This window comes from Streptomyces sp. NBC_00503 (assembly GCF_036346895.1).
GTDB lineage: Bacteria > Actinomycetota > Actinomycetes > Streptomycetales > Streptomycetaceae > Streptomyces.
In genome coordinates, this window is sequence record NZ_CP107855.1 from 1,948,110 (window position 1) to 1,970,646 (window position 22,537).

Sequence of the window (22,537 nt, forward strand, 5' to 3'; positions counted from 1 at the left end):
TGTCAGCATGGCAGCCTCGGGTCAACGGACAAAGGAGTGCCATGGCCCAGCGCACGCAGCTCGACGACGCGGACTGCTCCATCGCCCAGGCCCTCGACGTCGTGGGCGACTGGTGGACGCTGCTGATCGTTCGGGACGCCGCGCGCGGCGTCGCCCGCTTCGACGAGTTCCAGCGCGAACTGGACATGTCCCGGAAGGTGTTGACGGAGCGGCTGAAACTGCTGGTCGACGCGGGGGTACTGACCCGCGAGCCGTACCAGGAGCGCCCCGTTCGGCACGAGTACCGGCTGTCCCCGCGCGGGCGCGCGCTGCTGCCGGTCCTGGTCGCCCTCCAGGACTGGGGAGACACCTGGATCCTGGGAGAGGGAGAGATGACGGCCACCACGCAAGAAGCCTCGCGGGAGGCGGCGCGGGTCCACGCGCTGCGCGGCACCCGACTGCCGGAGCTGCTGCTGCCGGACCGTTTCGGCGAGCTCCGCGATCCGGTGGCGGACACCCCGTTCACCGTCCTGTACTGCTTCCCGGGCGCGTACGCACGGGCCGACGCCTACCCGCCGGGGTGGGGCGGGATCCCCGGCGCCCGGGGATGCACCCTGGAGTCGTGCACCTACCGGGACCAGCTCGCAGAGTTCACGGCGGCGGGTGCGACGGTGCACGGGGTGTCCACGCAGCGGCCGGACGAGCAGCGGGAGTTCGCGGAAGCGGAAGCGCTGCGCTTCCCGCTGCTTTCGGACGCGGAGCTCGGGCTGGTGGCGGCGCTGCGGTTGCCGACGTTCCGGGCGGGGGGTGTCAGCCGGCTGAAGCGACTGACGCTGGTCGTGGACCGGGACCGGACGGTCCGCGAGGTGATCTACCCCATCCAGGACATCGACGCGAGCGTGGCCGCGGCGCTGGCGGCGGTCCGCGGCGCGTAGGGGGGGCCGCCGCGTAGGGGGCCGCTGCGCGGGGCCGTCCCCGCCCCGCCCTTCCTCCGTTCCCCGGGCTCTGCCCGGACCCGGTCCTCAAACACCGGACGGGCTGGATTTGGCTAGGCGGGACCCAGGACCCGCCCCAGGATCTCGCAGGCGTATGCCTCGTCGTACTCCGTGCCCGTCAGGAGGACCTGGAGGCTGATGCCGTCCATCACCGCCACCACCGCCCGCGCCGTGGCCGGATCGACCCGGCGGTCCGCGAGGGCGCCGGCCACGGCGTCGCACCACTCGACCGCCACCGGCCGCAGCGCAGGGCGGCGCAGGGCGGCCAGGTAGAGCTCGTACTCCAGCTCCGCCCGCGCCCGGTCCCCGGACAGCAGCTCGCCGAGCAGCCGCGCCAGCGAAGCGGCCAGGTCCACCCCTGGGGGCAGCTGCGGAGTGAAGGCCTCGTTGGCCTGCCGCAGCGCCGCGACCAGCAGGTCGTCCAGGGTCGCGAAGTGGTACGTGGTCGACCCGAGCGGGACGTCCGCCTCCGCCGCCACGCTCCGGTGGCTCAGCCCGGCGATGCCCTTGGCGCCGACGACGCGGATCGCCGCGTCGATGATGCGCTGCCTGCGCCCGGGGTCGTACCGGCGGGCCATCAGTGGCTCGCCCCGCCGAGGTTGAGCAGGACGACCCCGGCGATCACGAGGACGATCCCGCCGATCTTCGCGGCCGTCGCGGCCTCCCCCATGAAGACCATGCCGATGGCGGCGATCGCCGCCGTGCCGACGCCCGCCCAGATCGCGTACGCCGTGCCGACGGACATCGACTTCAGCGTCTGCGCGAGCAGCGAGAAGGCGATGACGTATCCGGCGAGGGTGATCAGCGAGGGCCACAGCTTCGTGAAGCCCTCGCTGAACTTCATGGCGGTGGTCCCGGCGACCTCGGCGGCTATCGCGGCGGCAAGCAGTACGTAGGGCATGCGTACGACTGTACGCATCGTTGGGTACAGGTGTACACATCTGCGCGCCTACGGGACTTCCCCGACCGCGGCCGCTACGGTGTCCGCGCAACCGGGGGACGGGAGATCCGCATGGCCGAGCAGTGGACCCACTGGGGCGGCGGCTGGCTGCCCCCGCAGCCGCCCAAACCGGGGGTGATATCCCTGCGGCCCCTGAAGTCCGGGGACATACTCGGCGGTGCCTTCGCTGCCCTGGGCCGCTACGGCTCCCGGCTCGTCGCCGCCATGCTCCCCGGTCAGCTCGGCGCCCTGCTGCTCCTCGCCGCGGCCGCCGCCGGCGCCCTCGCGCTGGGGGTGCGGCCCATCACCGTCCTGGTCCCGGCCGCGGCCCTGGCCACGCTGGCGACCTGCGCCCTGGCCGCCACCCTGACCGCGGCCGTACTCCGCGAGGCCGTGCTCGGCCGGCCCGCCGCCGTCCGTACGCTGCTGCGCGCCGCCCGCCCCCGCCTCGCGGCGGTCCTCGGCACCCAGCTCCTGGTCCTGGCCGCCCTCGCCGGACCCGGCGCCGTCGCGCTGGCCGCCGGGCTCCCGCCGCTGTTCGCGGCGGCCACCCTCCCGGTCGCGCTCGGACTCGGGGTCCTGTTCGTCCTCGCGCCCACGGCCGCCGCCTACGAGGGCCTCGGCCCGGTCGCCGCCCTGCGCCGTTCGGCAGGGCTGGTGCGCGGGGCCTGGTGGCGCACCTTCGCCGTCACCGCCCTGGCCGCCGTGATCGCGACCGGTGCGGCGTACGCGGTCCAGCTGCCGTTCGCCTTCGCCGGCGCGCTCAGCCTGGTCCCGGCGATCGACGGCGGCCTGGCCCACGCGACCCTCGCCGCACTCGGCGGGATGGTCGCGCAGACCCTGCTGCTGTCCTTCCCGCAGCTCGCCGCGGGTCTGGTCTACGTGGACCGGCGGATACGCCGCGAGGGCCTGGCGGCCGAACTCACCAGGGAGTCCGAGGCCGACCAGGCCCCCGCGGAGGGTTGAGCCCGGTTCAGTTCAGGGTGAACCAGGCCGCGCGCGCCTTCTTCCACTCCGGGTGGGTGAGGTCCTTGGCCTCGACCCCGTCCCCGTACAGGTCGGCGGAGCCGCTGTCGGTGACGAGCTGCACCCGCGCGCCCGCGACCGTCAGGTCCGGGACGTCCACGATGGCTTCCCAGCCGCCCGGGTCGGTGGTCGGCAGGTCGGTCCGCTTGACGGGGGCGTGGCCCGCGACGCCGTCCCACTGGTAGAGCGCGTAGGGGTCGGAGTTGTCGTCCGCCGCCCACGAGCCGGCCAGGATCAGGTACTGGTCGGCCGCGTTCTTGCGGATGTCGCGGATCGCCAGGCCGCCGAGGTCCAGCTCGATGCCCGCGCCGAAGGTGGCCTTGGCGCCGCTGGAGAGCACCTTGTCGAAGTTGGTCACCGGCACGATCAGCGCCTTGCCGCCCATCACGGCAGGGGCCAGCGGGGCGCGGAAGCCGAGGTAGGCGGTGGTCGTGGAGCCCGGGGCGAACTCCAGGCCCTCCACGTTGAACCCGTCGATCTGCTTGGGCGCCTGACCGTCGGCCGTACCGGCCGCGAAGCCGTAGCGGTTCCCGTTGGCCGTGTCCCAGGCCACCAGGTCGTCACGGAGCTTCTTGTACGAGCGCCCGTACGCGAGCTGCGTGCTCGAGCCGGAGCCGCTCACGGTGGTGGTGAACACCGTGTTGCGGGGCGCCTTGTACACGCCGTCCTTGTTGTTGCCGAGCGAGCCCGTCCAGTAGATGGTGTTGCCGATCAGGGTCGCCCCCTCGATGTCCACCTCCTTGGTGACACCGAGCTGCGAGCTGAAGTCCCAGGTCTTGACCGGGGCGGCCGAGCGGGAACGGTCGTACAGGCGCAGCACGTTGTTCTCGTCGTCGGCGACCACCGTGTAGCCGCCGCCGACGTCCACGGCGGCCGAGGAGTCGGAGGCGCCGGTGAAGTAGCGTGCATCGGCCGGGTTCTGCACGGCGGGCGAGGCCGCGTAGTACAGGGTCTTGGTGGCGGTCAGGCCGCCCAGCCCGGTCACCTTGACGGTGAGGTTGGTGTAGCCGCGGCCGCGCGCGGTGACGGCCAGCTGCCGGACGGCGCCGGCCCCGGTGACGGTCACGTCGCCCGTCCCGGCGACCGAGGTCTTGCTGGAGGCCGAGGCGCTGACAGTGAGCGCGGAGACGTCCGCGCCGCTCTGCGCCACGGTCACGTTCACCGTCGGGTCACCGACCGCGCCGACGGCGCCGGAGAGGTAGGAGGCGGACAGGGAGATGGTCGGCGTGCCGTAGCTCGCGGCCTGCGCGGACACGAGGGGCATGCCGGCGGCGAGCATCATCGCCGCGATACCGGCGACGGCGAGCTGCTTCTTCTTCATCGGTGTCCTCCACGAATCGGGCCGAGCGTGAACCATGCGGACCGGGACTTCTTCCACTCGGGGAAGGTGAGGTCCTTGGCCTCTGTGCCGTCTCCGTACAGATCGGCGGAGCCGCTGTCGGTGATCAGCTGGACGCGGGCGCCGGGCACCCGCAGGTCGGGTACGGCGACCACGGCTTCCCAGCCGCCGGGGTCGGTGGTCGGCAGGTCGGCCCGCTTGATGGGGGCATGACCGGGGATGCCGTCCCACTGGTAGAGCGCGTAGGGGTCGGAGTTGTCGTCCGCGGCCCAGGAGCCGGCCAGGATCAGGTACTGGTCGGCCGCGTTCTTGCGGATGTCACGGATCGCCAGGCCGCCGAGGTCGAGCTCGATGGCCGCGCCGAAGACCGGCTTGGCCGCTCCGGCCACGACCTGGTCGATGTTGGTGACGGGGACGATCAGCGCCTTGCCGCCGGGTACCGCGGGCGCCAGCGGGGCGCGGAAGCCGAGGTAGGCGGTGGTCGTGGAGCCCGGGGCGAACTCCAGGCCCTCCACGTTGAACCCGTCGATGCTCTTGGGGATCCGGCCGGCCGCCGTACCGGCGGCGAAGCCGTAGCGGTTCCCGTTCGCCGTGTCCCAGGCGATCAGGTCCTCGCGCAGGCCCTTGTAGGCGGAGCCGAGGACGACCTCGGTGCCCGCGCCCGTACCGGTGAGCCGGGTGGTGAAGACGGTGTTGCGGTCGGCCTTGTACTTGCCGTCCTTGTTGTTGCCGAGCGAACCCGTCCAGTAGACGGTGTCGCCGACCCGGGCCGCGGCCTCGATGTCGACTTCCTTCTTGGCGCCGAGCTCGGCGCCGAGGTCCCAGGTCTTGACCGGGGCACCCGAACGGGAACGGTCGTACAGGCGCAGCACGTTGGTCTCGTCGTCGGCGACCAGTACGTAACCGCCGCCGACGTCCACGGCCGCCGAGGAGTCGGAGGAGCCGGTGAGGTAGCGGGTGCCGAGGACCCCGGTGCCCACGCGCGCCGAAGCCGCGTAGGACAGGGTGGCGGTGGCCGTCCTGCCGCCGCGGCCCGTCACCCGGAGCGTCAGGTCGGTGTAGCCCCGACCGCGCGGGTGGACGGTCAGCTCGCGGCCGCCGCCGTGGCCGGTGCGGCGCAGGGTCACGTCGTCCGGCCGGGCGACCGCCGGGTTGCTGGAGGAGACCACCTCGACCTTGAGGAAGGCTGCGGGTGTCCCGTCCTGTGCGAGGTCCACGGCGATCTTGGGGTCACCGATCGCGTCGACGGCCCCGGTCAGGTGTCCTGCGGAGAGCACGATGGTCGGTACGGCGGCGGCTTCCTGCGCGGCGTACGCGGGCACGGCCAGCCCGGCGACGAGCAGGGCTGCGGCCCCGGCAGCTCCCACGGCACCCCTGCGGTGCGCCGGTGAAACGCGAACGGTCAAGGCAAGGTCCTCTCGTGTGCGCCGTCGTGTTCTGACGGCCGTCGAGAAGATTCCGCCACCGTGGCCAACTCCCGGTGCACACGACCGGTCCGCCGGGAAAACAGCGGACCCCCGGCACACCCGTGCCGGGGGTCATCTGTTCACTCAGCGGTCGGCCTGCGCCAACCGGTCGTCTCAGACGTTGAAACCGAGCGCGCGCAGCTGCTCGCGGCCGTCGTCCGTGATCTTGTCCGGGCCCCACGGCGGCATCCAGACCCAGTTGATCCGCAGCTCGCTGACGATGCCGTCCGTCGCCGACTTCGCCTGGTCCTCGATGACGTCCGTCAGCGGGCAGGCCGCCGAGGTGAGGGTCATGTCGAGGGTGGCGATGTTCGCGTCGTCGACGTGGATGCCGTAGATCAGGCCCAGGTTGACGACGTCGATGCCCAGCTCGGGGTCGACCACGTCGTAGAGGGCCTCGCGGACCTCTTCCTCGGTGGCCGGCTTGATGGACGCCTCGGGCGTCGCGTTCTCGGTCATGCCGTCTTCCTCTCGGCGTCGCCCAGTGCCTGGGCGGTCGCGTCCTTCCACGCCATCCAGCTCAGCAGAGCACACTTCACCCGCGCCGGATACTTGGAGACGCCGGCGAACGCGACCGCGTCCTCCAGCACCTCCTCCATGGCCTCGTCGGGCTCGATCTTGCCCTTGGACTGCATCAGCTCCAGGAACGTCGCCTGGATCTTCTGCGCCTCGGCCAGCTCCTTGCCGACGAGCAGCTCGTTCAGTATCGACGCGCCGGCCTGGCTGATGGAGCAGCCCTGGCCCTCGTACGAGATGTCGGTGAGCGTCTCGCCGTCGTACTTCACGCGCAGCGTGATCTCGTCGCCGCACGTCGGATTGACGTGGTGCACCTCGGCGTCGCCGTCGCGCAGGCCACGGCCGCGCGGGTGCTTGTAGTGGTCCAGGATCAGTTCCTGGTACATGGATTCCAGCTTCACTGCGCCCTCGTCGCCTTCGTCGCCACCCTCTTCACCGGCCGACTCAGCCGAAGAAGTTCCGTACGTGCTCCAGCCCGTCGACCAGTGCGTCGACTTCGGCCGGAGAGGAGTACAGATAGAAAGACGCTCGCGTCGTCGCCGGAATTCCGTACCGGAGGCAGACCGGGCGGGCGCAGTGGTGACCCACGCGGACCGCGATGCCCTGCTCGTCCAGTACCTGGCCGACGTCGTGCGGGTGGATGTCACCGAGCACGAAGGAGATCGCCGCGCCGCGGTCCTCGGCCGTGGTCGGGCCGATGATGCGCAGGTCGGGGACTTCCGCGAGCCGCTTGATCGCGTACTCCGTGATCGCGTGCTCGTGCGCTGCGATCTTGTCCATGCCGATCGCGGTCAGGTAGTCCACGGCCGCACCGAGGCCGACGGCCTGGGCGATCGGGGGCGTACCCGCCTCGAACTTGTGGGGCGCCGGGGCGTACGTCGAGGAGTGCATCGAGACGGTTTCGATCATCTCGCCGCCGCCCAGGAAGGGCGGCAGGTCCTCGAGCAGCTCCTGGCGGCCCCACAGGACGCCGATGCCGGTCGGACCGCACATCTTGTGGCCGGTGAAGGCCACGAAGTCCGCGCCGAGCGCCTGGACGTCCAGCGGCATGTGCGGAGCGGCCTGCGAGGCGTCGATCAGCACCAGCGCGCCGACCTCCTGCGCGCGCCGGACGATCGCCTCGGTCGGGTTGACCGTGCCCATGATGTTGGAGACCAGCGTGAAGGAGACGATCTTCGTCTTCTCCGTGATGACCTCTTCGATGTTGGACAGGTCGAGCCGGCCGTCGTCGGTCAGGCCGAACCACTTCAGCTTCGCGCCGGTGCGCTGCGAGAGCAGCTGCCACGGGACGATGTTGGAGTGGTGCTCCATCTCCGTGATGGCGATCTCGGTCTCGCGGTCGACCCGGTAGGGCTCGTCCGCCCAGCCGAGCATGTTCGCGACCAGGTTGAGCGACTCCGAGGCGTTCTTGGTGAAGATCACCTCGTTGCGGCTCGGTGCGTTGATGAAGGCCGCGACCTTGTCGCGAGCACCCTCGTACAGCGCCGTGGCCTCCTCGGCGAGCACGTGCACGCCGCGGTGGACGTTGGCGTTGTGCTGCTCGTAGTACTCGTTCAGCGCGTCGAGCACCTGGCGCGGCTTCTGCGAGGTCGCAGCATTGTCCAGGTAAACGATCTTCTTCCCGTCGTGGACCACACGATCCAGAAGGGGGAAGTCCTTGCGGATCGCCTCGATGTCGAGGAGGCCAGGCAGCTGTGTCACGCGGTCGCGCCACCCTTCGTGCTGTACGACTCGTAGCCTTCGGCCTCCAGCTTGTCGGCGAGCTCGGCGCCGCCGGACTCGACGATGCGGCCCTCGGAGAAGACGTGGACGAAGTCGGGCTTGATGTAGCGCAGGATCCGCGTGTAGTGCGTGATCAGCAGGGTGCCGACCTCACCGGTCGCGTGGACGCGGTTGACGCCCTCGGAGACCTGGCGCAGGGCGTCGACGTCGAGGCCGGAGTCGGTCTCGTCGAGGATCGCGATCTTCGGCTTCAGGAGCTCCAGCTGCAGGATCTCGTGGCGCTTCTTCTCACCGCCGGAGAAGCCCTCGTTGACGTTGCGCTCGGCGAAGGCCGGGTCCATCTGGAGCTGCTCCATCGCGGACTTGACCTCCTTCACCCAGGTACGCAGCTTCGGCGCCTCGCCGCGGATGGCGGTGGCCGACGTACGCAGGAAGTTGGAGACCGAAACACCGGGGACCTCGACCGGGTACTGCATGGCGAGGAAGACACCGGCGCGGGCGCGCTCGTCGACGGACATCTCCAGGACGTCTTCGCCGTCGAGGGTCACCGTGCCGCCGGTGATCGTGTACTTCGGGTGGCCCGCGAGGGAGTAGGCCAGGGTGGACTTGCCGGAGCCGTTCGGACCCATGATGGCGTGCGTCTCGCCGGCCTTGACCGTGAGATCGACACCCTTGAGGATCTCGCGGGCGCCGTTCTCGGCCTCGACGGAGACGTGCAGGTCGTGGATTTCAAGCGTTGCCATGGATACCTCAGGACTCCTGGGTGAGGGAGACGAGCACGTCGCCCCCTTCGATCTTTACGGGGTATACGGGTACGGGGCGCGTCGCGGGCAGACCCGAGGGCTTGCCGGTGCGCAGGTCGAAGGCCGACCCGTGCAGCCAGCACTCGATCTGGCAGTCCTCGACCTCGCCCTCCGAGAGCGAGACGTTCGCGTGCGAGCAGATGTCGTTGATCGCGAACACCTCCCCCTCGGTGGAGACGATGGACACCGCGGTGCCGTCGAGCTCCACCCGCTTGGGGGTGTTCTCTTCGAGCTCGCTCAGCGCACAAGCCTTGAGGTACGTCATCAGACGGAACCCTGGAGCTCGTTCTCGATCTTCGCGAGCAGGCGCTCCTCGATGTCGTCGACACCGATCTGCTGGACGAGCTCGGCGAAGAAGCCGCGCACGACCAGGCGGCGGGCCTCGTCGGCCGGGATGCCCCTCGACTGGAGGTAGAAGAGCTGCTCGTCGTCGAAGCGGCCGGTCGCGGAGGCGTGGCCGGCGCCGACGATCTCGCCGGTCTCGATCTCCAGGTTCGGCACCGAGTCGACCCGCGCGCCGTCCGTGAGGACGAGGTTGCGGTTCATCTCGTAGGTGTCGGTGCCCTCGGCGGTCTTCTCGATGAGGACGTCACCGATCCAGACCGCGTGGGCGCCTTCGCCCTGCAGCGCACCCTTGTAGACCACGTGCGACTTGCAGTGCGGGGCCTTGTGGTCGACCAGGAGGCGGTGCTCCTGGTGCTGACCGGCGTCCGTGAAGTACAGGCCGAGGAGCTCGGCCTCGCCGCCGGGGCCCGCGTAGTTCACGCGCGGGTGCAGGCGGACGACGTCGCCGCCGAAGGTGACGATGATCGACTTGAAGGTCGCGTCCCGGCCGACCAGCGCGTTGTGCTGGGAGCAGTGGACGGCGGTGTCGTCCCAGTCCTGCACGGACACGACGGTGAGCTTGGCTCCGTCGCCGACGAGGAAGTCGACGTTGGCGGCGCGCACGCCGTCACCGGTGTGGTCGATGACGATGACGGCCTCGGCGAAGGCCTGGACGTCGAAGACGGTGTGGCCGAAGGTCGTGCCGCCCTCGCCGTGCAGCGAGACGCGCACGGGCTCGGTCAGGACGGCCTCCTTGGGCACGGTGACGACCGTGGCCTTGGCGAAGGACGAGAACGCCTGGGCGGCGATCCGGTCCACCGGGGTGCCGGCCTTGCCGATGCGCGCGTCGCCGCGCTCCACCGACTCGACCGTGACGCCCTCGGGCGCGTCGATCTGGGCCTTCATGGTGCCGTTGGCGACCGCGGTGCCGTCGTGCAGGCCCTTGAGGCGGGCGAGCGGCGTGAAGCGCCACTCCTCCTCGCGGCCGTGGGGCACGGGGAAGTCCGCCACGTCGAAGGACGGGGGTGCACTCATCCGGGTGGCGACGGTGGACTCGGCGGCCACCGCGATCGCGCCGGCGGTGGTCGAACCCGCCGGAATGTTCTGAGCCTCAGCCATGGCTGTCGTGTTGCTCTCTTCCTTATTACGATCCTCGGCCCGCAGGGGAAACGGACCGCAGAGCTGCTGGGGGCGGGCCGGGATTAACCGACCGAGCCCTCCATCTGCAGCTCGATCAGCCGGTTCAGCTCCAGCGCGTACTCCATCGGGAGCTCACGGGCGATCGGCTCGACGAAGCCGCGCACGATCATCGCCATGGCCTCGAACTCCGTCAGACCGCGGCTCATCAGGTAGAAGAGCTGGTCGTCGGAGACCTTGGAGACGGTGGCCTCGTGGCCCATGGACACGTCGTCCTCGCGGACGTCCACGTAGGGGTACGTGTCCGAGCGGGAGATGGTGTCGACCAGGAGCGCGTCACAGAGCACGTTCGACTTGGAGCCGTGGGCGCCCTCGCCGATCTCGACCAGGCCTCGGTAGGAGGTACGGCCGCCGCCTCGCGCCACCGACTTGGAGACGATGTTGGAGGAGGTGTTCGGCGCCATGTGGACCATCTTGGAGCCGGCGTCCTGGTGCTGGCCCTCGCCCGCGAAGGCGATGGAGAGGGTCTCGCCCTTGGCGTGCTCGCCCATCAGGTAGACGGCCGGGTACTTCATGGTGACCTTGGAACCGATGTTGCCGTCGATCCACTCCATGGTCGCGCCCTCGTACGCCACGGCGCGCTTGGTGACCAGGTTGTAGACGTTGTTCGACCAGTTCTGGATCGTCGTGTAGCGGCAGCGGCCGCCCTTCTTCACGATGATCTCGACCACGGCGCTGTGCAGCGAGTCCGAGGAGTAGATCGGGGCGGTGCAGCCCTCGACGTAGTGGACGTAGGCGTCCTCGTCCACGATGATCAGCGTCCGCTCGAACTGGCCCATGTTCTCCGTGTTGATACGGAAGTAGGCCTGGAGCGGGATGTCGACCTTGACGCCCTTGGGGACGTAGATGAACGAGCCGCCCGACCACACGGCGGTGTTCAGCGAGGCGAACTTGTTGTCGCCGACCGGGATGACCGTGCCGAAGTACTCCTGGAAGAGCTCCGGGTGCTCCTTGAGCGCGGTGTCCGTGTCGAGGAAGATGACGCCCTGCTCCTCCAGGTCCTCACGGATCTGGTGGTAGACGACCTCGGACTCGTACTGGGCCGCGACACCGGCTACGAGGCGCTGCTTCTCCGCCTCGGGGATGCCGAGCCTGTCGTACGTGTTCTTGATGTCCTCCGGCAGGTCCTCCCAGGAAGCGGCCTGCTTCTCGGTGGAGCGCACGAAGTACTTGATGTTGTCGAAGTCGATGCCCGAGAGGTCGGAACCCCAGTTGGGCATGGGCTTCTTGCCGAACAGCTTGAGGCCCTTGAGGCGGAGGTTCAGCATCCACTCCGGCTCGGACTTCTTCGCCGAGATGTCGCGGACGACCTCTTCGGACAGGCCCCGCTTGGCGACCGAACCGGCCGCGTCGGAGTCGACCCATCCGTATTCGTAGGTGCCCAGGCCATCGAGCTCAGGGTGAGCAGTCTCCGTGGTCATGCGGGGTTCCTCCCGGCCGTACTTGCAGATACTGAGGTGTTGGTCTGTGTGGCGCCTGTGGCACCGGCGCCGCTTCCGCTGCGCGGAATGAACGTCGTGCACACCCCGTCGCCGTGGGCGATCGTGGCGAGACGCTGCACATGCGTCCCGAGCAAGCGGGAGAAGATCTCCGTCTCCGCCTCGCAGAGCTGCGGGAACTGCTCGGCGACGTGTGCCACCGGGCAGTGGTGCTGGCAGAGCTGTTCACCGCTGTGCGGACCGGGAGCGCTCTTCGCCGTAGCAGCGTACCCGTCTCCGGTCAACGCCCTGGCAAGGGCCTCGGTCCGGTCCTCGGGGTCGGCCGCTTCCACCGACTCGCGGTAGGTCTCCGCCTGTGCGGCCAGCCTCGCCTTGGCGAAGGCGGCGATCGCCGCCGCCCCCTGCTCGCCCCCGCCGGCGGCCTGCGCGATCCAGTGCATGGCGTCCGCGGCGAGCGAGTCGTAGGACTGGTCGAAGGCATCGCGTCCGCAGGCGGTCAGCGCGAAGACCTTGGCGGGCCGACCCCGGGTGCGCGCGCCGTACACACGCTGCTCACGGGGTTCGACCACGTCGTCGGCGACGAGCGTGTCGAGGTGGCGGCGGACGGCGGCCTGGGTGAGGCCGAGGCGCTGGGCGAGGTCGGCGACGGTGGAGGGACCGTGGTCCAGGATCGACCGCGCGACCCGGTTGCGGGTTGACCGCTCCCCGGTCGCGAGTTCGCCCTGGTGGGCCTCGCTCATCCGTTCGCCGTATTTCACAACGCCATTGTTGCGTAATTAACCGGCGCGCGACAAGCGGCGATGGAGGCCACTCCTGGTGGCCTCCATCACTAAGGGTTACCTTATTTATCCACGGAGCGTTAAACGGAAGTGGATGCTCCGCCCTCGCGCAGGGCCCCGCCGGTGAACCAGTACACGGCTCCCACCAGCAATCCCCCGCCCACGATGTTCCCCGGCACGGTGAACATCAGATTGCGGAAAAGATCACCGAATCCGGCTGAGCCATCCAGGATCGCGAGGCTGAAAAGAGCCATGTTCGCTACACAGTGTTCGAATCCGACGGCCACGAATACCGCCACCGGCAGCCACAGGACGAAAATCTTGGCGGCATCGCCACGGGCCCGGGTGAACATCCAGATGGCCAGGCAGACGAGCATGTTGCAGAGCACCGCGCGCCAGAAGAGCTGTCCCCCGCTGAGCGCCATCTTCCCGTGCACCATCTCCGTCAGCATGGCCCGCGCGGAGGGCGAGGAGGTCACCCCGGAGGCGTGCACCATGGCGCCGAAGGCGAAGGCCCCGGCCAGGTTGCCGGCCAGCGAGAGCACCCAGGACATGACCAGGTCCTTGGGCCCGGTCCGCCCCGACAGGGCGCCGACCAGCATGACCATCACATTGCTGGTGAAGAGCTGGGCGCCGGCGAACATCACGATCGTCAGGGCTACGGGGAAGACCGCGCCCTCCAGCAGCTTCACGGCCGCCGAGCCCTTGGCCACGAACGGCGAGATCGCGACGAGGAGCAGCACCTCCCCGATGCCGATGTAGGCGCCCGCGAGCATGGCCGATACGAAGTAGCGCGGCGGAGACCCGAGGTCATGCGCCTTGTGCTCGGCCTGCCCCGAGGTGGCTTCGACGTTCTGAGCGATGCTGTTCACCATTCGACGTTAGGGCCCCACCCCTCCCCCGAGCAGCCGTAAAAGTCATGAATGCGCAGGTCCACGACCCTTCGGAGACAGGACCTACGACCCCGCCCCGGCCGCCTCCCCCGGCTCCGTAGACTCAAGCCCCATGAGCAACGACCCCGCCGTGGAAATCCGCGGACTGGTGAAGCGGTACGGCCCCAAAACAGCGGTGGACGGCTTGGACCTCACCGTCCGCAGGGCCTCGGTCACCGCAGTCCTTGGTCCCAACGGCGCGGGCAAAACGACCACTGTGGAAACCTGCGAGGGCTACCGCCGCCCCGACGCCGGATCCGTCCGCGTCCTCGGCTACGACCCCGTCACCCAGGCCGACGCCCTGCGCCCCCGCATCGGCGTGATGCTCCAGTCCGGCGGCGTCTACTCCGGCGCCCGCGCCGTCGAGATGCTCGGCCACATGGCCAAGCTCTACGCCGACCCCCTGGACGTGGACGCCCTGGTGGAACGCCTCGGCCTCGGCGGCTGCGGCCGCACCGCCTACCGCCGGCTCTCCGGCGGCCAGCAGCAGCGCCTGGCCCTGGCCATGGCCGTCGTCGGCCGCCCCGAGCTGGTCTTCCTGGACGAGCCGACCGCGGGCCTCGACCCGCAGGCCCGCCGCGCGACCTGGGACCTCGTACGGGAGCTGCGCGCCGACGGCGTGTCCGTGGTGCTCACCACCCACCACATGGACGAGGCCGAGCAGCTCGCTGACGAGGTGGCCGTCGTCGACGCCGGCAAGGTCATCGCCCACGGCAGCCCCGAGCAGCTGTGCCGCGGCGGCGCCGAGAACACCCTGCGCTTCACCGGCCGCCCCGCCCTCGACCTGGCCTCGCTGCTGAAGGCGCTGCCGGACGGCACCCAGGCCGCCGAGCTCACCCCCGGCGTCTACCGGGTCACCGGCGAGGTCCACCCCCAGCTGCTCGCCACCGTCGCCTCCTGGTGCGCGCAGCACGGGGTGATGCCGGACAGCCTCTCGGTGGAGCGCCACACCCTCGAAGACGTTTTTCTGGAGCTGACCGGTAAGGAGCTGCGCGCATGAGCGCCGGTACGTTCACCCCGAACCCGGGGGCCGCGCCCGTGTCCCGCATGATCCTCGCGCAGACCGCGCTGGAGACGCGGATGCTGCTGCGCAACGGCGAGCAGCTGCTGCTGACGGTGATCATCCCGTCGCTGCTGCTGGTGCTGTTCTCGGCGGTCGACATCATCGACGTGGGCCCGGGCAAGTCGGTGGACTTCCTGGCCCCCGGCATCCTGGCGCTGGCCGTGATGTCCACCGCCTTCACCGGCCAGGCCATCGCCACCGGCTTCGACCGCCGCTACGGGGTCCTCAAGCGGCTGGGGGCCTCCCCGCTGCCGCGCTGGGCGCTGATGGCCGCCAAGACGCTGTCCGTGCTGGTCACCGAGGTGCTCCAGATCGCGCTGCTGACCGTGATCGCCTTCGCGCTGGGCTGGTCCCCGCACGGGAACCCGCTCTCCGTGGCCCTGCTGATCCTGCTGGGCACCGCCGCGTTCTCGGGGCTGGGCCTGCTGATGGCGGGCACGCTCAAGGCGGAGGCCACCCTGGCCGCGGCCAACCTGGTCTTCCTGCTGCTGCTGGTCGGCGGCGGGGTGATCGTGCCGCTGGAGAAGTTCCCCGGCGCCGTCCAGTCGGCTCTCGGGCTGCTGCCGATCTCCGCGCTCTCCGACGGACTGCGCGAGGTGCTCCAGCACGGGGCCGCGCTGCCCTGGGGCGACGCGGCGATCCTGGCCGCATGGGCCGTACTCGGCCTGGGCGCCGCGGCGCGATGGTTCCGCTGGGAGTGAATCCCTTCCCCTGAGCGTTGTCGGGGCAGGAGGATGAGCGCCTCCACACGACACGCACCACAGACGCCGGGGGGCGGGCATGGCGCAGCGGGAGGCCGTTCTGCGGCTGGACGAACAGTGGGCACGGATCAGGTCGGGGGCCGCGCAGGCGGAGCCCGCGGAGGCGGATGCCCTGCTGGCCGAGCTGATCGGCGCGCTGCGCGAGCCGGCCCGCGGGGACGCCGAGTGCGCGGCCCGGCTGGGTCTGCGCCTGAGCGATCTGGCGGCCCGCCGCTTCGCCGGCGGGGACCGGGGCGGAGCGCTGGCCGCCATCGAGGAGGGCCTGCGGTTCTCGCAGCAGGCCGCCGGGCACGCCCCGGAGTACGCCCGCTGGTACGCCCGGGGCCTGATCAACCAGGGGGTCTGGCTGTCCTGGCCGCTCAGCGACGGGGAGCGGCTGCCGCTGCATCCCCTGGGGCCGGGGGCCGAGAGCGGGCCGAGCGCCATGGAGCGCGCCGCCGGCGAGCGGGCCCGGGACCTGACGCGCGGCGCCGTGGAGGTGTGGGCGGGGCTGGACCAGGAGGATCCGGTCAATCAGCGGGGCCTGGCCCAGGCGAAGGTCTTCCTCGGCGACCGGCTCTCGGAGCTGGGCATGGCGGAGGATTCGGTGGCCTGGGCGGTGGACGCGGAAGGTTCCTTCCGGCGGCTGCTGCTCGCCGATCCCGGGCCGGAGGAGTCCCAGGAGGCCGAGGAGGCCCTGGACCACATCGGCCGCCAGCTCGAACTGCGGCTGCGGTTCCTGACGTTCGCCTCCCTGGTGAATCTGCGCACGCGGGGCCTGCTGCCCGAACGGCTGCTGCCCCGGGCCGTGGTGGCCGCCCGGATCCAGGGGATCGAGGAGCCGGAGATCGCCGTCCGGCTGGGCCTGGAGGTCGATCAGGTCCGCACGATGCTGGAGGTGACCCCCTGGGTCGCGGTGTGGCGCATCGAGGTCCGCGGTTCCGACGGACTGTGGAACGTCATGTCACATCCCTGGCGCAGCGGGGCAGAAGTAAGAAACAGGACAGCAGAGGACGTAGCGGACGAATTGGTACGTCGCTTCGTGGCCTCGTCCGACTACCCGGGCGACGGGGCGCATTGGCGGATCCGCGTGTGGTGGCACGCGGAGGGCGACCCCGCCGGCGCCCGGTTCCGGCGGGTGTTCGGCCCCGACGCACCAGCCGCCACCCCCTCGTGAAACTTTGCACAAGGGTCCGCGTACGATAAGGGCCGTGTTGACCCCACTCGCATACCTCGCCCGCCGCTGGACCCCGTCACCCCAAACCATCCAGCGGGCCGCCTTCGCGGCGGTGCTCATGAGCATCGTCATCGTCGTCACGGGCGGCGCGGTACGGCTGACCGGATCCGGTCTCGGCTGCGACACCTGGCCCAAGTGCACGAGCGACAGCCTGATCGTCACCCAGGCGCAGGGCTTCCACGGAGCCATCGAATTCGGCAACCGCATGCTGACCTACGTGCTCTGCGCGGCCGTTGGCTGGGCGATCACCGCGGCCCGCTGCGCCAAGCCGTGGCGCCGCTCGCTGACCCGGCTGGGCTGGCTCCAGTTCGCCATCGTGATGGGCAACGCGGTACTCGGCGGCATCACCGTCCTGACGGGGCTCAACCCCTACAGCGTGGCCGGGCACTTCATGCTCGCCACCTCGCTGATCACCGTGACGACGATCACCTGGCAGCGCACCCGCGAGGGCGACGGCCCCGCCCGGCCGCGCGTCCCCTCCCCCGTGCGCAAGCTGTCGTGGGCCCTGGTCGCGGCCACCGTCGTCCTGGTCGCGGCGGGCACCGTGGTCACCGGGTCCGGACCGCACGCCGGCGACAGCAGCGAGATCAAGCGGATGCCGTTCGACTGGTCGGCCACCGCCCACGTCCACGCGGTCTCCGCCTGGCTGGTGTGTGCGCTCGCCGTCGCGATGTGGCTGGTGCTGCGCGTGGTCGACGCCCCCACCGACACCCGGGCGCGCGCCCGGGACCTGCTGATCGTGCTGCTCGCCCAGGGCGGCATCGGCTACGTCCAGTACTTCACCAAGGTCCCCGAGGCCCTGGTCGCCGCCCACATGTTCGGCTCCTGCCTGGTGTGGATCTCGGTGCTCCGGGTCGCGCTGAGCCTGCGCGAGCGCCCGTCCGAGCAGGCCGGGATCCCGGCCCAGGGCGACGCCCGCCTCGCCACGGTCTGATCCGCCCGACCGGTCCGGTCTGATCCGCCCACCGGGTCCGGTCCGCCTCACCGCGGCCGGGCCCCTGGCCGCGGTCCGATCCGTCAGTTCCGTTCGTCCAGCCGGTAGACGCGGCGGGCATTGCCCGCCGCGACCATCGCCGCCACGCGCTCCGCGTCCCGCCAGGACCAGGACCCCTCGGCGACCCAGCCGCCCAGGACCCGACCCAGCGCCTCCCGGAAGACCAGCGCGCCCACCGCGTGCAGTTCGGCCAGCTGCCCCCCGCCTCCGGCGTACATCAGCTTGCCGAAGGGGGCGCTCTCCAGGGACTCGGCGAGCACTGCGGCCGCACGCGCCCCCGATTGTCCCAGGGCCGTTCCCAGTTCGGCGTGGACGTGCGGGAAGGCCGCCGCCAGCCGCGCGGCCTGCCGGTGGTACGGGTATCCCCCGAGCAGGACCAGCCGCGTCCCCAGCCCCGCGGTCGCCCGTACGAACTCCGTCAGCGGCTCCGGTTCCCCCGCTCCCCCGCCCACGTGCAGTTGGAGCGGCAGCCCGGAGGCCACCGCGCTCCACAGCAGGTGCCGCAGGAGTACGGGGTCCCGTACCGCGCCGCCCCTGGCCCGTCCGGCCAGCCACCGCCCGGCTGCCCCGCGCACCTCGCCCGGACCGGGCGGCTCGGGCGAGCCCGCGAGGGCGGCCGGGTATCCGGCCCCGGGTCCGCAGGTGAAGGCCACGGCCACGGCTGCGGCGTGGTGGACGGCCTCGGCGAGGTTGACCAGGAAGGCTCCGGCGGTCCCGGAGGTGTCGGCGGCCTGTTCGGCCAGCAGTTCCAGCCGGACCAGTTCGAAGGTCTCGGCCTCGCCGGCCAGGGCCAGCTCCTTGGGGCCGGTGAGGTCCCCGGGCACCCCGGTGTCGACCAGCCGGGCGCCGACCCCGGAGCCTCGCAGCAGTCTGCGGGCCGACTCGGCGGCGCCCAGTTCGCGCCGCCGGGCGAGGTAGCGGGCCGGGGTGCAGTGCGGTTCCAGCCCGAGCAGCGGCGGGCACCAGCGGCGCAGGGCGAAGCCGGTCTGGGTGTCGAAGAAGGTGGTGCCGGCGGCGGGCGGGCCGGCCGAGGGGATCAGCTGGGCCTCGAAGGTGGCGAGGCCGAGCTCCGTGCGGAGCACTCCCTGGCAGTACTGGTCCACCAGGGGCGGCGTTTCGATCATCCGGGCATCCCGTTGCGGACGTGAGGAAGGGGCTTCCACACGTCCTAACGGGTGAGCGGGGTGTGAGGTGTTGCTCGCGCTGTTGACCGAGAGGGTGACGCGGCCGGAGTCGGCCGCGACCGCGATCTTCAAGCCAAAATTCCTGGCGGAATAGGCCATTCCCTACAAACCGTCAGGTTTGAGACGGCCTAGGACACCGGGTTCGGCGTTCCGCCCAGCTGCATGCCCGCCATGCGGGACCACTCGTACGGACCGGTCTTCACGCGCGCGGCGAACTCGCCGTCGAACTCCTCGTGGAGGGTCAGCCCGGCCTTTTCGGCCGCGAGCTTCGCGGTGTCGTACTCCGGGGCCACCAGGTCGCCCCAGCCGCCGTCCGTGCCGACGAGGACGATCCGGGTGCCCGCCTGGCCGATGTGCGCGAGCTGGCCTTCGGCGCCGCCGTGCTGCTTGGCGAACGCGCCGATCTGCTTGGCCAGCTTCGCGGCCCTGCGGTCCTGCTTCTTGTCCGCCGTGTTCGCGGTCTCCTCGGTGTCTGCCACGGAAAGCATGCTACCGGCAGGTAATGAAGAGAGGAAGCACGAACAGCGGAAGCGTCAGCGGAGGAAGGGATCCACGGCGACGGCGACGAAGAGCAGCGACACGTAGGTGATCGACCAGTGGAAGAGCCGCATCTCCTTGAGCTTCGCGCCCGCCAGCCCGGCCTTGGCCCGCGCGTTGAGCGCGTGCGCCTCCCACAGCCACCAGCCGCCGGCCAGCAGCGCCACCGAGGTGTAGAACCAGCCGGTGTAGCCGAGCGGGGTCAGCAGCAGCGAGACCGCCACCATCACCCAGCTGTAGAGGACGATCTGCTTCGCCACGGCCTTGTTGCCCGCCACGACCGGCAGCATCGGCACGCCGACCCGCGCGTAGTCGTCCTTCACCTTCATCGACAGCGGCCAGTAGTGCGGCGGCGTCCAGAAGAAGATGACGAGGAAGAGGATGACCGCGGCCCAGGAGACCTCGTTCTTGACCGCCGACCATCCGATGAGAACCGGCATGCAACCGGCGATCCCGCCCCAGACGATGTTCTGGGAGGTGCGCCGCTTCAGCAGCATCGTGTAGACGACGACGTAGAAGAGGAGCGCGCCGAGCGAGAGCGCGGCCGACAGCCAGTTGATCAGCAGGCCGAAGAAGAGCGTGGAGACCACGCCGAGGCCGATGCCGAAGGCCAGGCATTCGCGGGGGCTGACCATGCCGGTCACCAGCGGGCGGCCGGCGGTCCGGTCCATCAACGCGTCGATGTCGCGGTCGATGTACATGTTGAGCGCGTTGGCGCCGCCCGCGGACAGGTAGCCGCCGAAGCAGGTTGCGAGAACCAGCCACAGCTGAGGAACGCCCTGCTCGGCAAGGAACATCACCGGCACGGTCGTGATGAGCAGAAGCTCGATGATCCGCGGCTTGGTCAGCGCCACGAAAGCCATGACCCGGGCCCCGAACGGCCGGTGACCGGGGCTCGTCCCGAGCACCCCCGCTGGACGGGATTCGACGGCCGTCACGCACACCCCTGACAGAGAATCCAGCAAGCATCCGACTCGGTCCCTTCAAACATGAAGGTCCGGTAAAGGCTTGCGCGTACCAAGCCACTCTAGACGTTGCTCTTACCTCGCCCTGCGCGGGGGTCACCTCGTGTTGGTCCGATCGGCGCTCAGATGCAATGACCGGACAGTGGGTACTCGAATAGCTGCACGCCGTGGCGGGGGTAGGCTCGGAATCGAGCCGGTGCGCCGTTCGTCACCGGGACTTAGACATGTGGAGAGGAGCCCTGACCAACGGTGAGCACCAAGCCGACGACCACAGAGCTCGACTGGACCGATCTGGACCAGCGTGCTGTCGACACCGCCCGGATCCTGGCCGCCGACGCGGTCCAGAAGGTCGGTAACGGCCACCCGGGTACGGCGATGAGCCTGGCCCCCGTCGCATACACCCTCTTCCAGAAGGTGATGCGACACGACCCGGCGGACCCGGAGTGGGTCGGTCGCGACCGTTTCGTGCTCTCCGCGGGGCACTCGTCCCTGACTCTCTACACCCAGCTGTACCTGGCCGGTTTCGGCCTTGAGCTGGATGACCTGAAGGCCTTCCGCACCTGGGGTTCCAAGACCCCCGGCCACCCGGAGTACGGCCACACCGCGGGCGTGGAGACCACCACGGGCCCCCTCGGCCAGGGCATCGCCAACGCGGTGGGCATGGCCATGGCCGCCCGCTACGAGCGCGGCCTGTTCGACCCGGAGGCCGCCCAGGGCGCCTCCCCGTTCGACCACATGATCTACGCGATCGCGGGCGACGGCTGCCTCCAGGAGGGCATCTCCCACGAGGCGTCCGCCCTGGCGGGCCACCAGAAGCTCGGCAACCTGGTGCTCCTGTGGGACGACAACCACATCTCCATCGAGGGCGACACGGAGACGGCCGTCTCCGAGGACACTCTCAAGCGCTACGAGGCGTACGGCTGGCACGTCCAGCGCGTGGCCCCGCAGGCCAACGGCGACCTCGACCCGAAGGGCCTGTTCGAGGCCTTCCAGGCCGCCAAGGCCGAGACGGAGCGCCCCTCCTTCATCGCCGCGCGCTCGATCATCGCCTGGCCGGCCCCGCACGCCCAGGGCACCGAGGCCTCCCACGGCTCGGCCCTCGGCAACGACGAGGTCGCCGCCACCAAGCGCGTGCTCGGCTTCGACCCGGAGCAGACCTTCGAGGTCTCCGACGCGGTCATCGCGCACACCCGCAAGGCGCTGGACCGGGGCCGCGAGGCCAAGGCCGCCTGGGAGAAGGAGTTCTCCGCCTGGCGCACCGCCAACCCGCAGCGCGCGGCCGAGTTCGACCGCATCAACGCCAACGAGCTGCCCGCCGGCTGGGAGGACGAGCTCCCCGTCTTCGAGACCGGCAAGGGCGTCGCCACCCGCGCCGCCTCCGGCAAGGTCCTCGAAGCGCTCGGCGCGATCATCCCGGAGCTGTGGGGCGGCTCGGCCGACCTGGCCGGCTCCAACAACACCACCATCGACAAGAACTCCTCGTTCCTGCCGGTGGGCAACCCGCTGCCGGAGGCCGACCCGTACGGCCGCACCATCCACTTCGGCATCCGCGAGCACGCCATGGCCGCGGCCATGAACGGCATCGCGCTGCACGGCCACACCCGCATCTACGGCGGCACCTTCCTGGTGTTCTCCGACTACATGCGCAACGCCGTGCGCCTCTCCGCCCTGATGCACGTGCCGGTCACCTACGTGTGGACGCACGACTCCATCGGCCTCGGCGAGGACGGCCCGACCCACCAGCCGGTCGAGCACGTCGCCTCGCTGCGCGCCATCCCGGGCCTGAACGTGGTCCGTCCGGCCGACGCGAACGAGACCGCCATCGCCTGGCGCGAGATCCTGCGCCGCCACACCAAGGTGTTCGGCAAGGGCGCCCCGCACGGTCTGGCGCTGACCCGCCAGGGCGTGCCGACCTACGAGCGCAACGAGGACGCCGCCAAGGGCGGGTACGTGCTCTTCGAGGCCGAGGGTGGCGACGCACAGGTCGTCCTCATCGGCACCGGCTCCGAGGTCCAGCTCGCCGTCGCCGCGCGCGAGGCGCTGCAGGCCGAGGGCGTCCCGGCCCGCGTGGTCTCGATGCCGTCCGTCGAGTGGTTCGAGGAGCAGTCCCAGGAGTACAAGGACAGCGTCCTGCCGCCCTCGGTCAAGGCGCGTGTCGCCGTCGAGGCCGGCATCGGCCTGACCTGGCACCGCTACGTCGGCGACGCCGGCCGGATCGTCTCGCTGGAGCACTTCGGTGCCTCGGCCGACGGTGCCGTGCTGTACCGCGAGTTCGGCCTGACCGCCGAGGCCGTGACCGCCGCCGCCCGCGAGTCGCTCGCCGCCGCCGCGCGCTGACGACCGTACCCAGACCAGTAGGA

At 70.6% G+C, this 22,537-nt stretch carries 23 protein-coding genes; 7 read left to right on the forward strand and 16 right to left on the reverse strand.

What is annotated here, in order from left to right; genetic code table 11:
- Nucleotides 1-41: 41 nt before the first annotated feature.
- Nucleotides 42-914 carry a winged helix-turn-helix transcriptional regulator gene (locus OG490_RS09095; protein WP_330295767.1) on the forward strand — a complete coding sequence of 291 codons (873 nt, stop codon included), beginning with the start codon at nt 42-44 and terminating at the stop codon, nt 912-914.
- Between the two features lie 113 nt (nt 915-1,027).
- On the opposite strand, the gene OG490_RS09100 is transcribed toward OG490_RS09095, so the two are convergent.
- Together OG490_RS09100 and OG490_RS09105 are read right to left on the reverse strand one after the other, a co-directional pair.
- On the reverse strand, nt 1,028-1,552 hold the full coding sequence (locus OG490_RS09100) for a TetR/AcrR family transcriptional regulator (protein ID WP_330295768.1): 525 nt from the start codon (nt 1,550-1,552) through the stop codon (nt 1,028-1,030).
- Entirely contained in the window at nt 1,552-1,875 is a 324-nt protein-coding gene (locus OG490_RS09105) for a DMT family transporter (protein ID WP_330295769.1), read from the reverse strand. The genes OG490_RS09100 and OG490_RS09105 overlap by 1 nt, the downstream gene beginning before the upstream one ends.
- Before the next feature lie 111 nt (nt 1,876-1,986).
- On the opposite strand from OG490_RS09105, the gene OG490_RS09110 reads away from it, so the two are divergent.
- Entirely contained in the window at nt 1,987-2,880 is an 894-nt protein-coding gene (locus tag OG490_RS09110) for a hypothetical protein (RefSeq protein WP_330295770.1), read from the forward strand.
- A 7-nt stretch (nt 2,881-2,887) separates the two neighbouring features.
- Here OG490_RS09110 and OG490_RS09115 read toward each other — a convergent pair whose 3' ends face one another.
- From OG490_RS09115 to OG490_RS09165, 11 genes are all read right to left on the reverse strand, one after another.
- Nucleotides 2,888-4,222 carry a DUF3616 domain-containing protein gene (locus OG490_RS09115; protein WP_443065941.1) on the reverse strand — a complete coding sequence of 445 codons (1,335 nt, stop codon included), beginning with the start codon at nt 4,220-4,222 and terminating at the stop codon, nt 2,888-2,890.
- A 35-nt stretch (nt 4,223-4,257) separates the two neighbouring features.
- Nucleotides 4,258-5,646: a DUF3616 domain-containing protein gene (locus tag OG490_RS09120; RefSeq protein ID WP_443065773.1), complete on the reverse strand. Its 1,389-nt coding sequence runs from the start codon at nt 5,644-5,646 to the stop codon at nt 4,258-4,260.
- A gap of 213 nt (nt 5,647-5,859) precedes the next feature.
- On the reverse strand, nt 5,860-6,204 hold the full coding sequence (locus tag OG490_RS09125; protein WP_073913993.1) for a metal-sulfur cluster assembly factor: 345 nt from the start codon (nt 6,202-6,204) through the stop codon (nt 5,860-5,862).
- Nucleotides 6,201-6,662, reverse strand: a complete 462-nt coding sequence (gene sufU, locus OG490_RS09130) for a Fe-S cluster assembly sulfur transfer protein SufU (RefSeq protein WP_330295772.1) — start codon at nt 6,660-6,662, stop codon at nt 6,201-6,203. Before sufU ends, OG490_RS09125 begins: the two co-directional genes overlap by 4 nt.
- Before the next feature lie 43 nt (nt 6,663-6,705).
- Nucleotides 6,706-7,962 (reverse strand): cysteine desulfurase, encoded by a 1,257-nt coding sequence (locus OG490_RS09135; RefSeq protein WP_330295773.1) that lies wholly within the window; start codon nt 7,960-7,962, stop codon nt 6,706-6,708.
- A complete protein-coding gene (gene sufC, locus OG490_RS09140; RefSeq protein ID WP_330295774.1) occupies nt 7,959-8,726 on the reverse strand; it encodes a Fe-S cluster assembly ATPase SufC in 768 nt (255 codons plus the stop codon). The genes OG490_RS09135 and sufC overlap by 4 nt, the downstream gene beginning before the upstream one ends.
- Before the next feature lie 7 nt (nt 8,727-8,733).
- Nucleotides 8,734-9,051, reverse strand: coding sequence for a bifunctional 3-phenylpropionate/cinnamic acid dioxygenase ferredoxin subunit (locus OG490_RS09145; RefSeq protein WP_330295775.1), 318 nt, complete (start codon nt 9,049-9,051; stop codon nt 8,734-8,736).
- Nucleotides 9,051-10,229, reverse strand: coding sequence for a Fe-S cluster assembly protein SufD (gene sufD, locus OG490_RS09150; RefSeq protein WP_330295776.1), 1,179 nt, complete (start codon nt 10,227-10,229; stop codon nt 9,051-9,053). The genes OG490_RS09145 and sufD overlap by 1 nt, the downstream gene beginning before the upstream one ends.
- Before the next feature lie 83 nt (nt 10,230-10,312).
- Complete coding sequence (sufB, locus tag OG490_RS09155; protein ID WP_330295777.1) at nt 10,313-11,728, reverse strand: Fe-S cluster assembly protein SufB; 1,416 nt, start codon at nt 11,726-11,728, stop codon at nt 10,313-10,315.
- Nucleotides 11,725-12,504: a helix-turn-helix transcriptional regulator gene (locus OG490_RS09160; protein WP_443065774.1), complete on the reverse strand. Its 780-nt coding sequence runs from the start codon at nt 12,502-12,504 to the stop codon at nt 11,725-11,727. The genes sufB and OG490_RS09160 overlap by 4 nt, the downstream gene beginning before the upstream one ends.
- A gap of 101 nt (nt 12,505-12,605) precedes the next feature.
- Entirely contained in the window at nt 12,606-13,397 is a 792-nt protein-coding gene (locus OG490_RS09165) for a formate/nitrite transporter family protein (RefSeq protein WP_330295779.1), read from the reverse strand.
- 133 nt (nt 13,398-13,530) lie between these two features.
- Here OG490_RS09165 and OG490_RS09170 point away from each other — a divergent pair, with 133 nt between their 5' ends.
- The 4 genes from OG490_RS09170 (at nt 13,531) to OG490_RS09185 (ending at nt 17,431) form a co-directional block, all read left to right on the forward strand.
- On the forward strand, nt 13,531-14,457 hold the full coding sequence (locus OG490_RS09170) for an ABC transporter ATP-binding protein (RefSeq protein ID WP_330295780.1): 927 nt from the start codon (nt 13,531-13,533) through the stop codon (nt 14,455-14,457).
- On the forward strand, nt 14,454-15,221 hold the full coding sequence (locus tag OG490_RS09175) for an ABC transporter permease (RefSeq protein ID WP_330295781.1): 768 nt from the start codon (nt 14,454-14,456) through the stop codon (nt 15,219-15,221). The genes OG490_RS09170 and OG490_RS09175 overlap by 4 nt, the downstream gene beginning before the upstream one ends.
- Nucleotides 15,222-15,300: 79 nt before the next feature.
- Nucleotides 15,301-16,437, forward strand: coding sequence for a hypothetical protein (locus tag OG490_RS09180; RefSeq protein ID WP_330295782.1), 1,137 nt, complete (start codon nt 15,301-15,303; stop codon nt 16,435-16,437).
- 4 nt (nt 16,438-16,441) lie between these two features.
- Nucleotides 16,442-17,431 carry a COX15/CtaA family protein gene (locus OG490_RS09185; RefSeq protein ID WP_443065775.1) on the forward strand — a complete coding sequence of 330 codons (990 nt, stop codon included), beginning with the start codon at nt 16,442-16,444 and terminating at the stop codon, nt 17,429-17,431.
- 83 nt (nt 17,432-17,514) lie between these two features.
- On the opposite strand, the gene OG490_RS09190 is transcribed toward OG490_RS09185, so the two are convergent.
- The 3 genes from OG490_RS09190 to OG490_RS09200 all read right to left on the reverse strand — a co-directional run bounded on the left by OG490_RS09190 (nt 17,515) and on the right by OG490_RS09200 (nt 20,156).
- The gene (locus tag OG490_RS09190) at nt 17,515-18,615 is read right to left on the reverse strand and encodes an amidohydrolase family protein (protein ID WP_330295783.1); all 1,101 of its coding nucleotides are present in this window, start codon (nt 18,613-18,615) and stop codon (nt 17,515-17,517) included.
- A gap of 188 nt (nt 18,616-18,803) precedes the next feature.
- A complete protein-coding gene (locus OG490_RS09195; RefSeq protein WP_330295784.1) occupies nt 18,804-19,163 on the reverse strand; it encodes a hypothetical protein in 360 nt (119 codons plus the stop codon).
- A gap of 45 nt (nt 19,164-19,208) precedes the next feature.
- Complete coding sequence (locus tag OG490_RS09200) at nt 19,209-20,156, reverse strand: heme o synthase (protein WP_330300852.1); 948 nt, start codon at nt 20,154-20,156, stop codon at nt 19,209-19,211.
- 270 nt (nt 20,157-20,426) lie between these two features.
- Here OG490_RS09200 and tkt point away from each other — a divergent pair, with 270 nt between their 5' ends.
- Nucleotides 20,427-22,514 (forward strand): transketolase, encoded by a 2,088-nt coding sequence (gene tkt, locus OG490_RS09205; protein ID WP_330295785.1) that lies wholly within the window; start codon nt 20,427-20,429, stop codon nt 22,512-22,514.
- Nucleotides 22,515-22,537 lie beyond the last annotated feature (23 nt).

What these genes read in the sequence shown, in the direction of transcription:
- OG490_RS09095 (WP_330295767.1), top strand. Translation starts at nt 42, where the DNA reads ATGGCCCAGCGCACGCAGCTCGACGACGCGGACTGCTCCATCGCCCAG.
- OG490_RS09100 (WP_330295768.1), bottom strand. Translation starts at nt 1,552, where the DNA reads ATGGCCCGCCGGTACGACCCCGGGCGCAGGCAGCGCATCATCGACGCG.
- OG490_RS09105 (WP_330295769.1), bottom strand. Translation starts at nt 1,875, where the DNA reads ATGCCCTACGTACTGCTTGCCGCCGCGATAGCCGCCGAGGTCGCCGGG.
- OG490_RS09110 (WP_330295770.1), top strand. Translation starts at nt 1,987, where the DNA reads ATGGCCGAGCAGTGGACCCACTGGGGCGGCGGCTGGCTGCCCCCGCAG.
- OG490_RS09115 (WP_443065941.1), bottom strand. Translation starts at nt 4,222, where the DNA reads ATGATGCTCGCCGCCGGCATGCCCCTCGTGTCCGCGCAGGCCGCGAGC.
- OG490_RS09125 (WP_073913993.1), bottom strand. Translation starts at nt 6,204, where the DNA reads ATGACCGAGAACGCGACGCCCGAGGCGTCCATCAAGCCGGCCACCGAG.
- sufC (WP_330295774.1), bottom strand. Translation starts at nt 8,726, where the DNA reads ATGGCAACGCTTGAAATCCACGACCTGCACGTCTCCGTCGAGGCCGAG.
- OG490_RS09145 (WP_330295775.1), bottom strand. Translation starts at nt 9,051, where the DNA reads ATGACGTACCTCAAGGCTTGTGCGCTGAGCGAGCTCGAAGAGAACACC.
- sufD (WP_330295776.1), bottom strand. Translation starts at nt 10,229, where the DNA reads ATGGCTGAGGCTCAGAACATTCCGGCGGGTTCGACCACCGCCGGCGCG.
- sufB (WP_330295777.1), bottom strand. Translation starts at nt 11,728, where the DNA reads ATGACCACGGAGACTGCTCACCCTGAGCTCGATGGCCTGGGCACCTAC.
- OG490_RS09170 (WP_330295780.1), top strand. Translation starts at nt 13,531, where the DNA reads ATGAGCAACGACCCCGCCGTGGAAATCCGCGGACTGGTGAAGCGGTAC.
- OG490_RS09175 (WP_330295781.1), top strand. Translation starts at nt 14,454, where the DNA reads ATGAGCGCCGGTACGTTCACCCCGAACCCGGGGGCCGCGCCCGTGTCC.
- OG490_RS09180 (WP_330295782.1), top strand. Translation starts at nt 15,301, where the DNA reads ATGGCGCAGCGGGAGGCCGTTCTGCGGCTGGACGAACAGTGGGCACGG.
- OG490_RS09190 (WP_330295783.1), bottom strand. Translation starts at nt 18,615, where the DNA reads ATGATCGAAACGCCGCCCCTGGTGGACCAGTACTGCCAGGGAGTGCTC.
- OG490_RS09195 (WP_330295784.1), bottom strand. Translation starts at nt 19,163, where the DNA reads ATGCTTTCCGTGGCAGACACCGAGGAGACCGCGAACACGGCGGACAAG.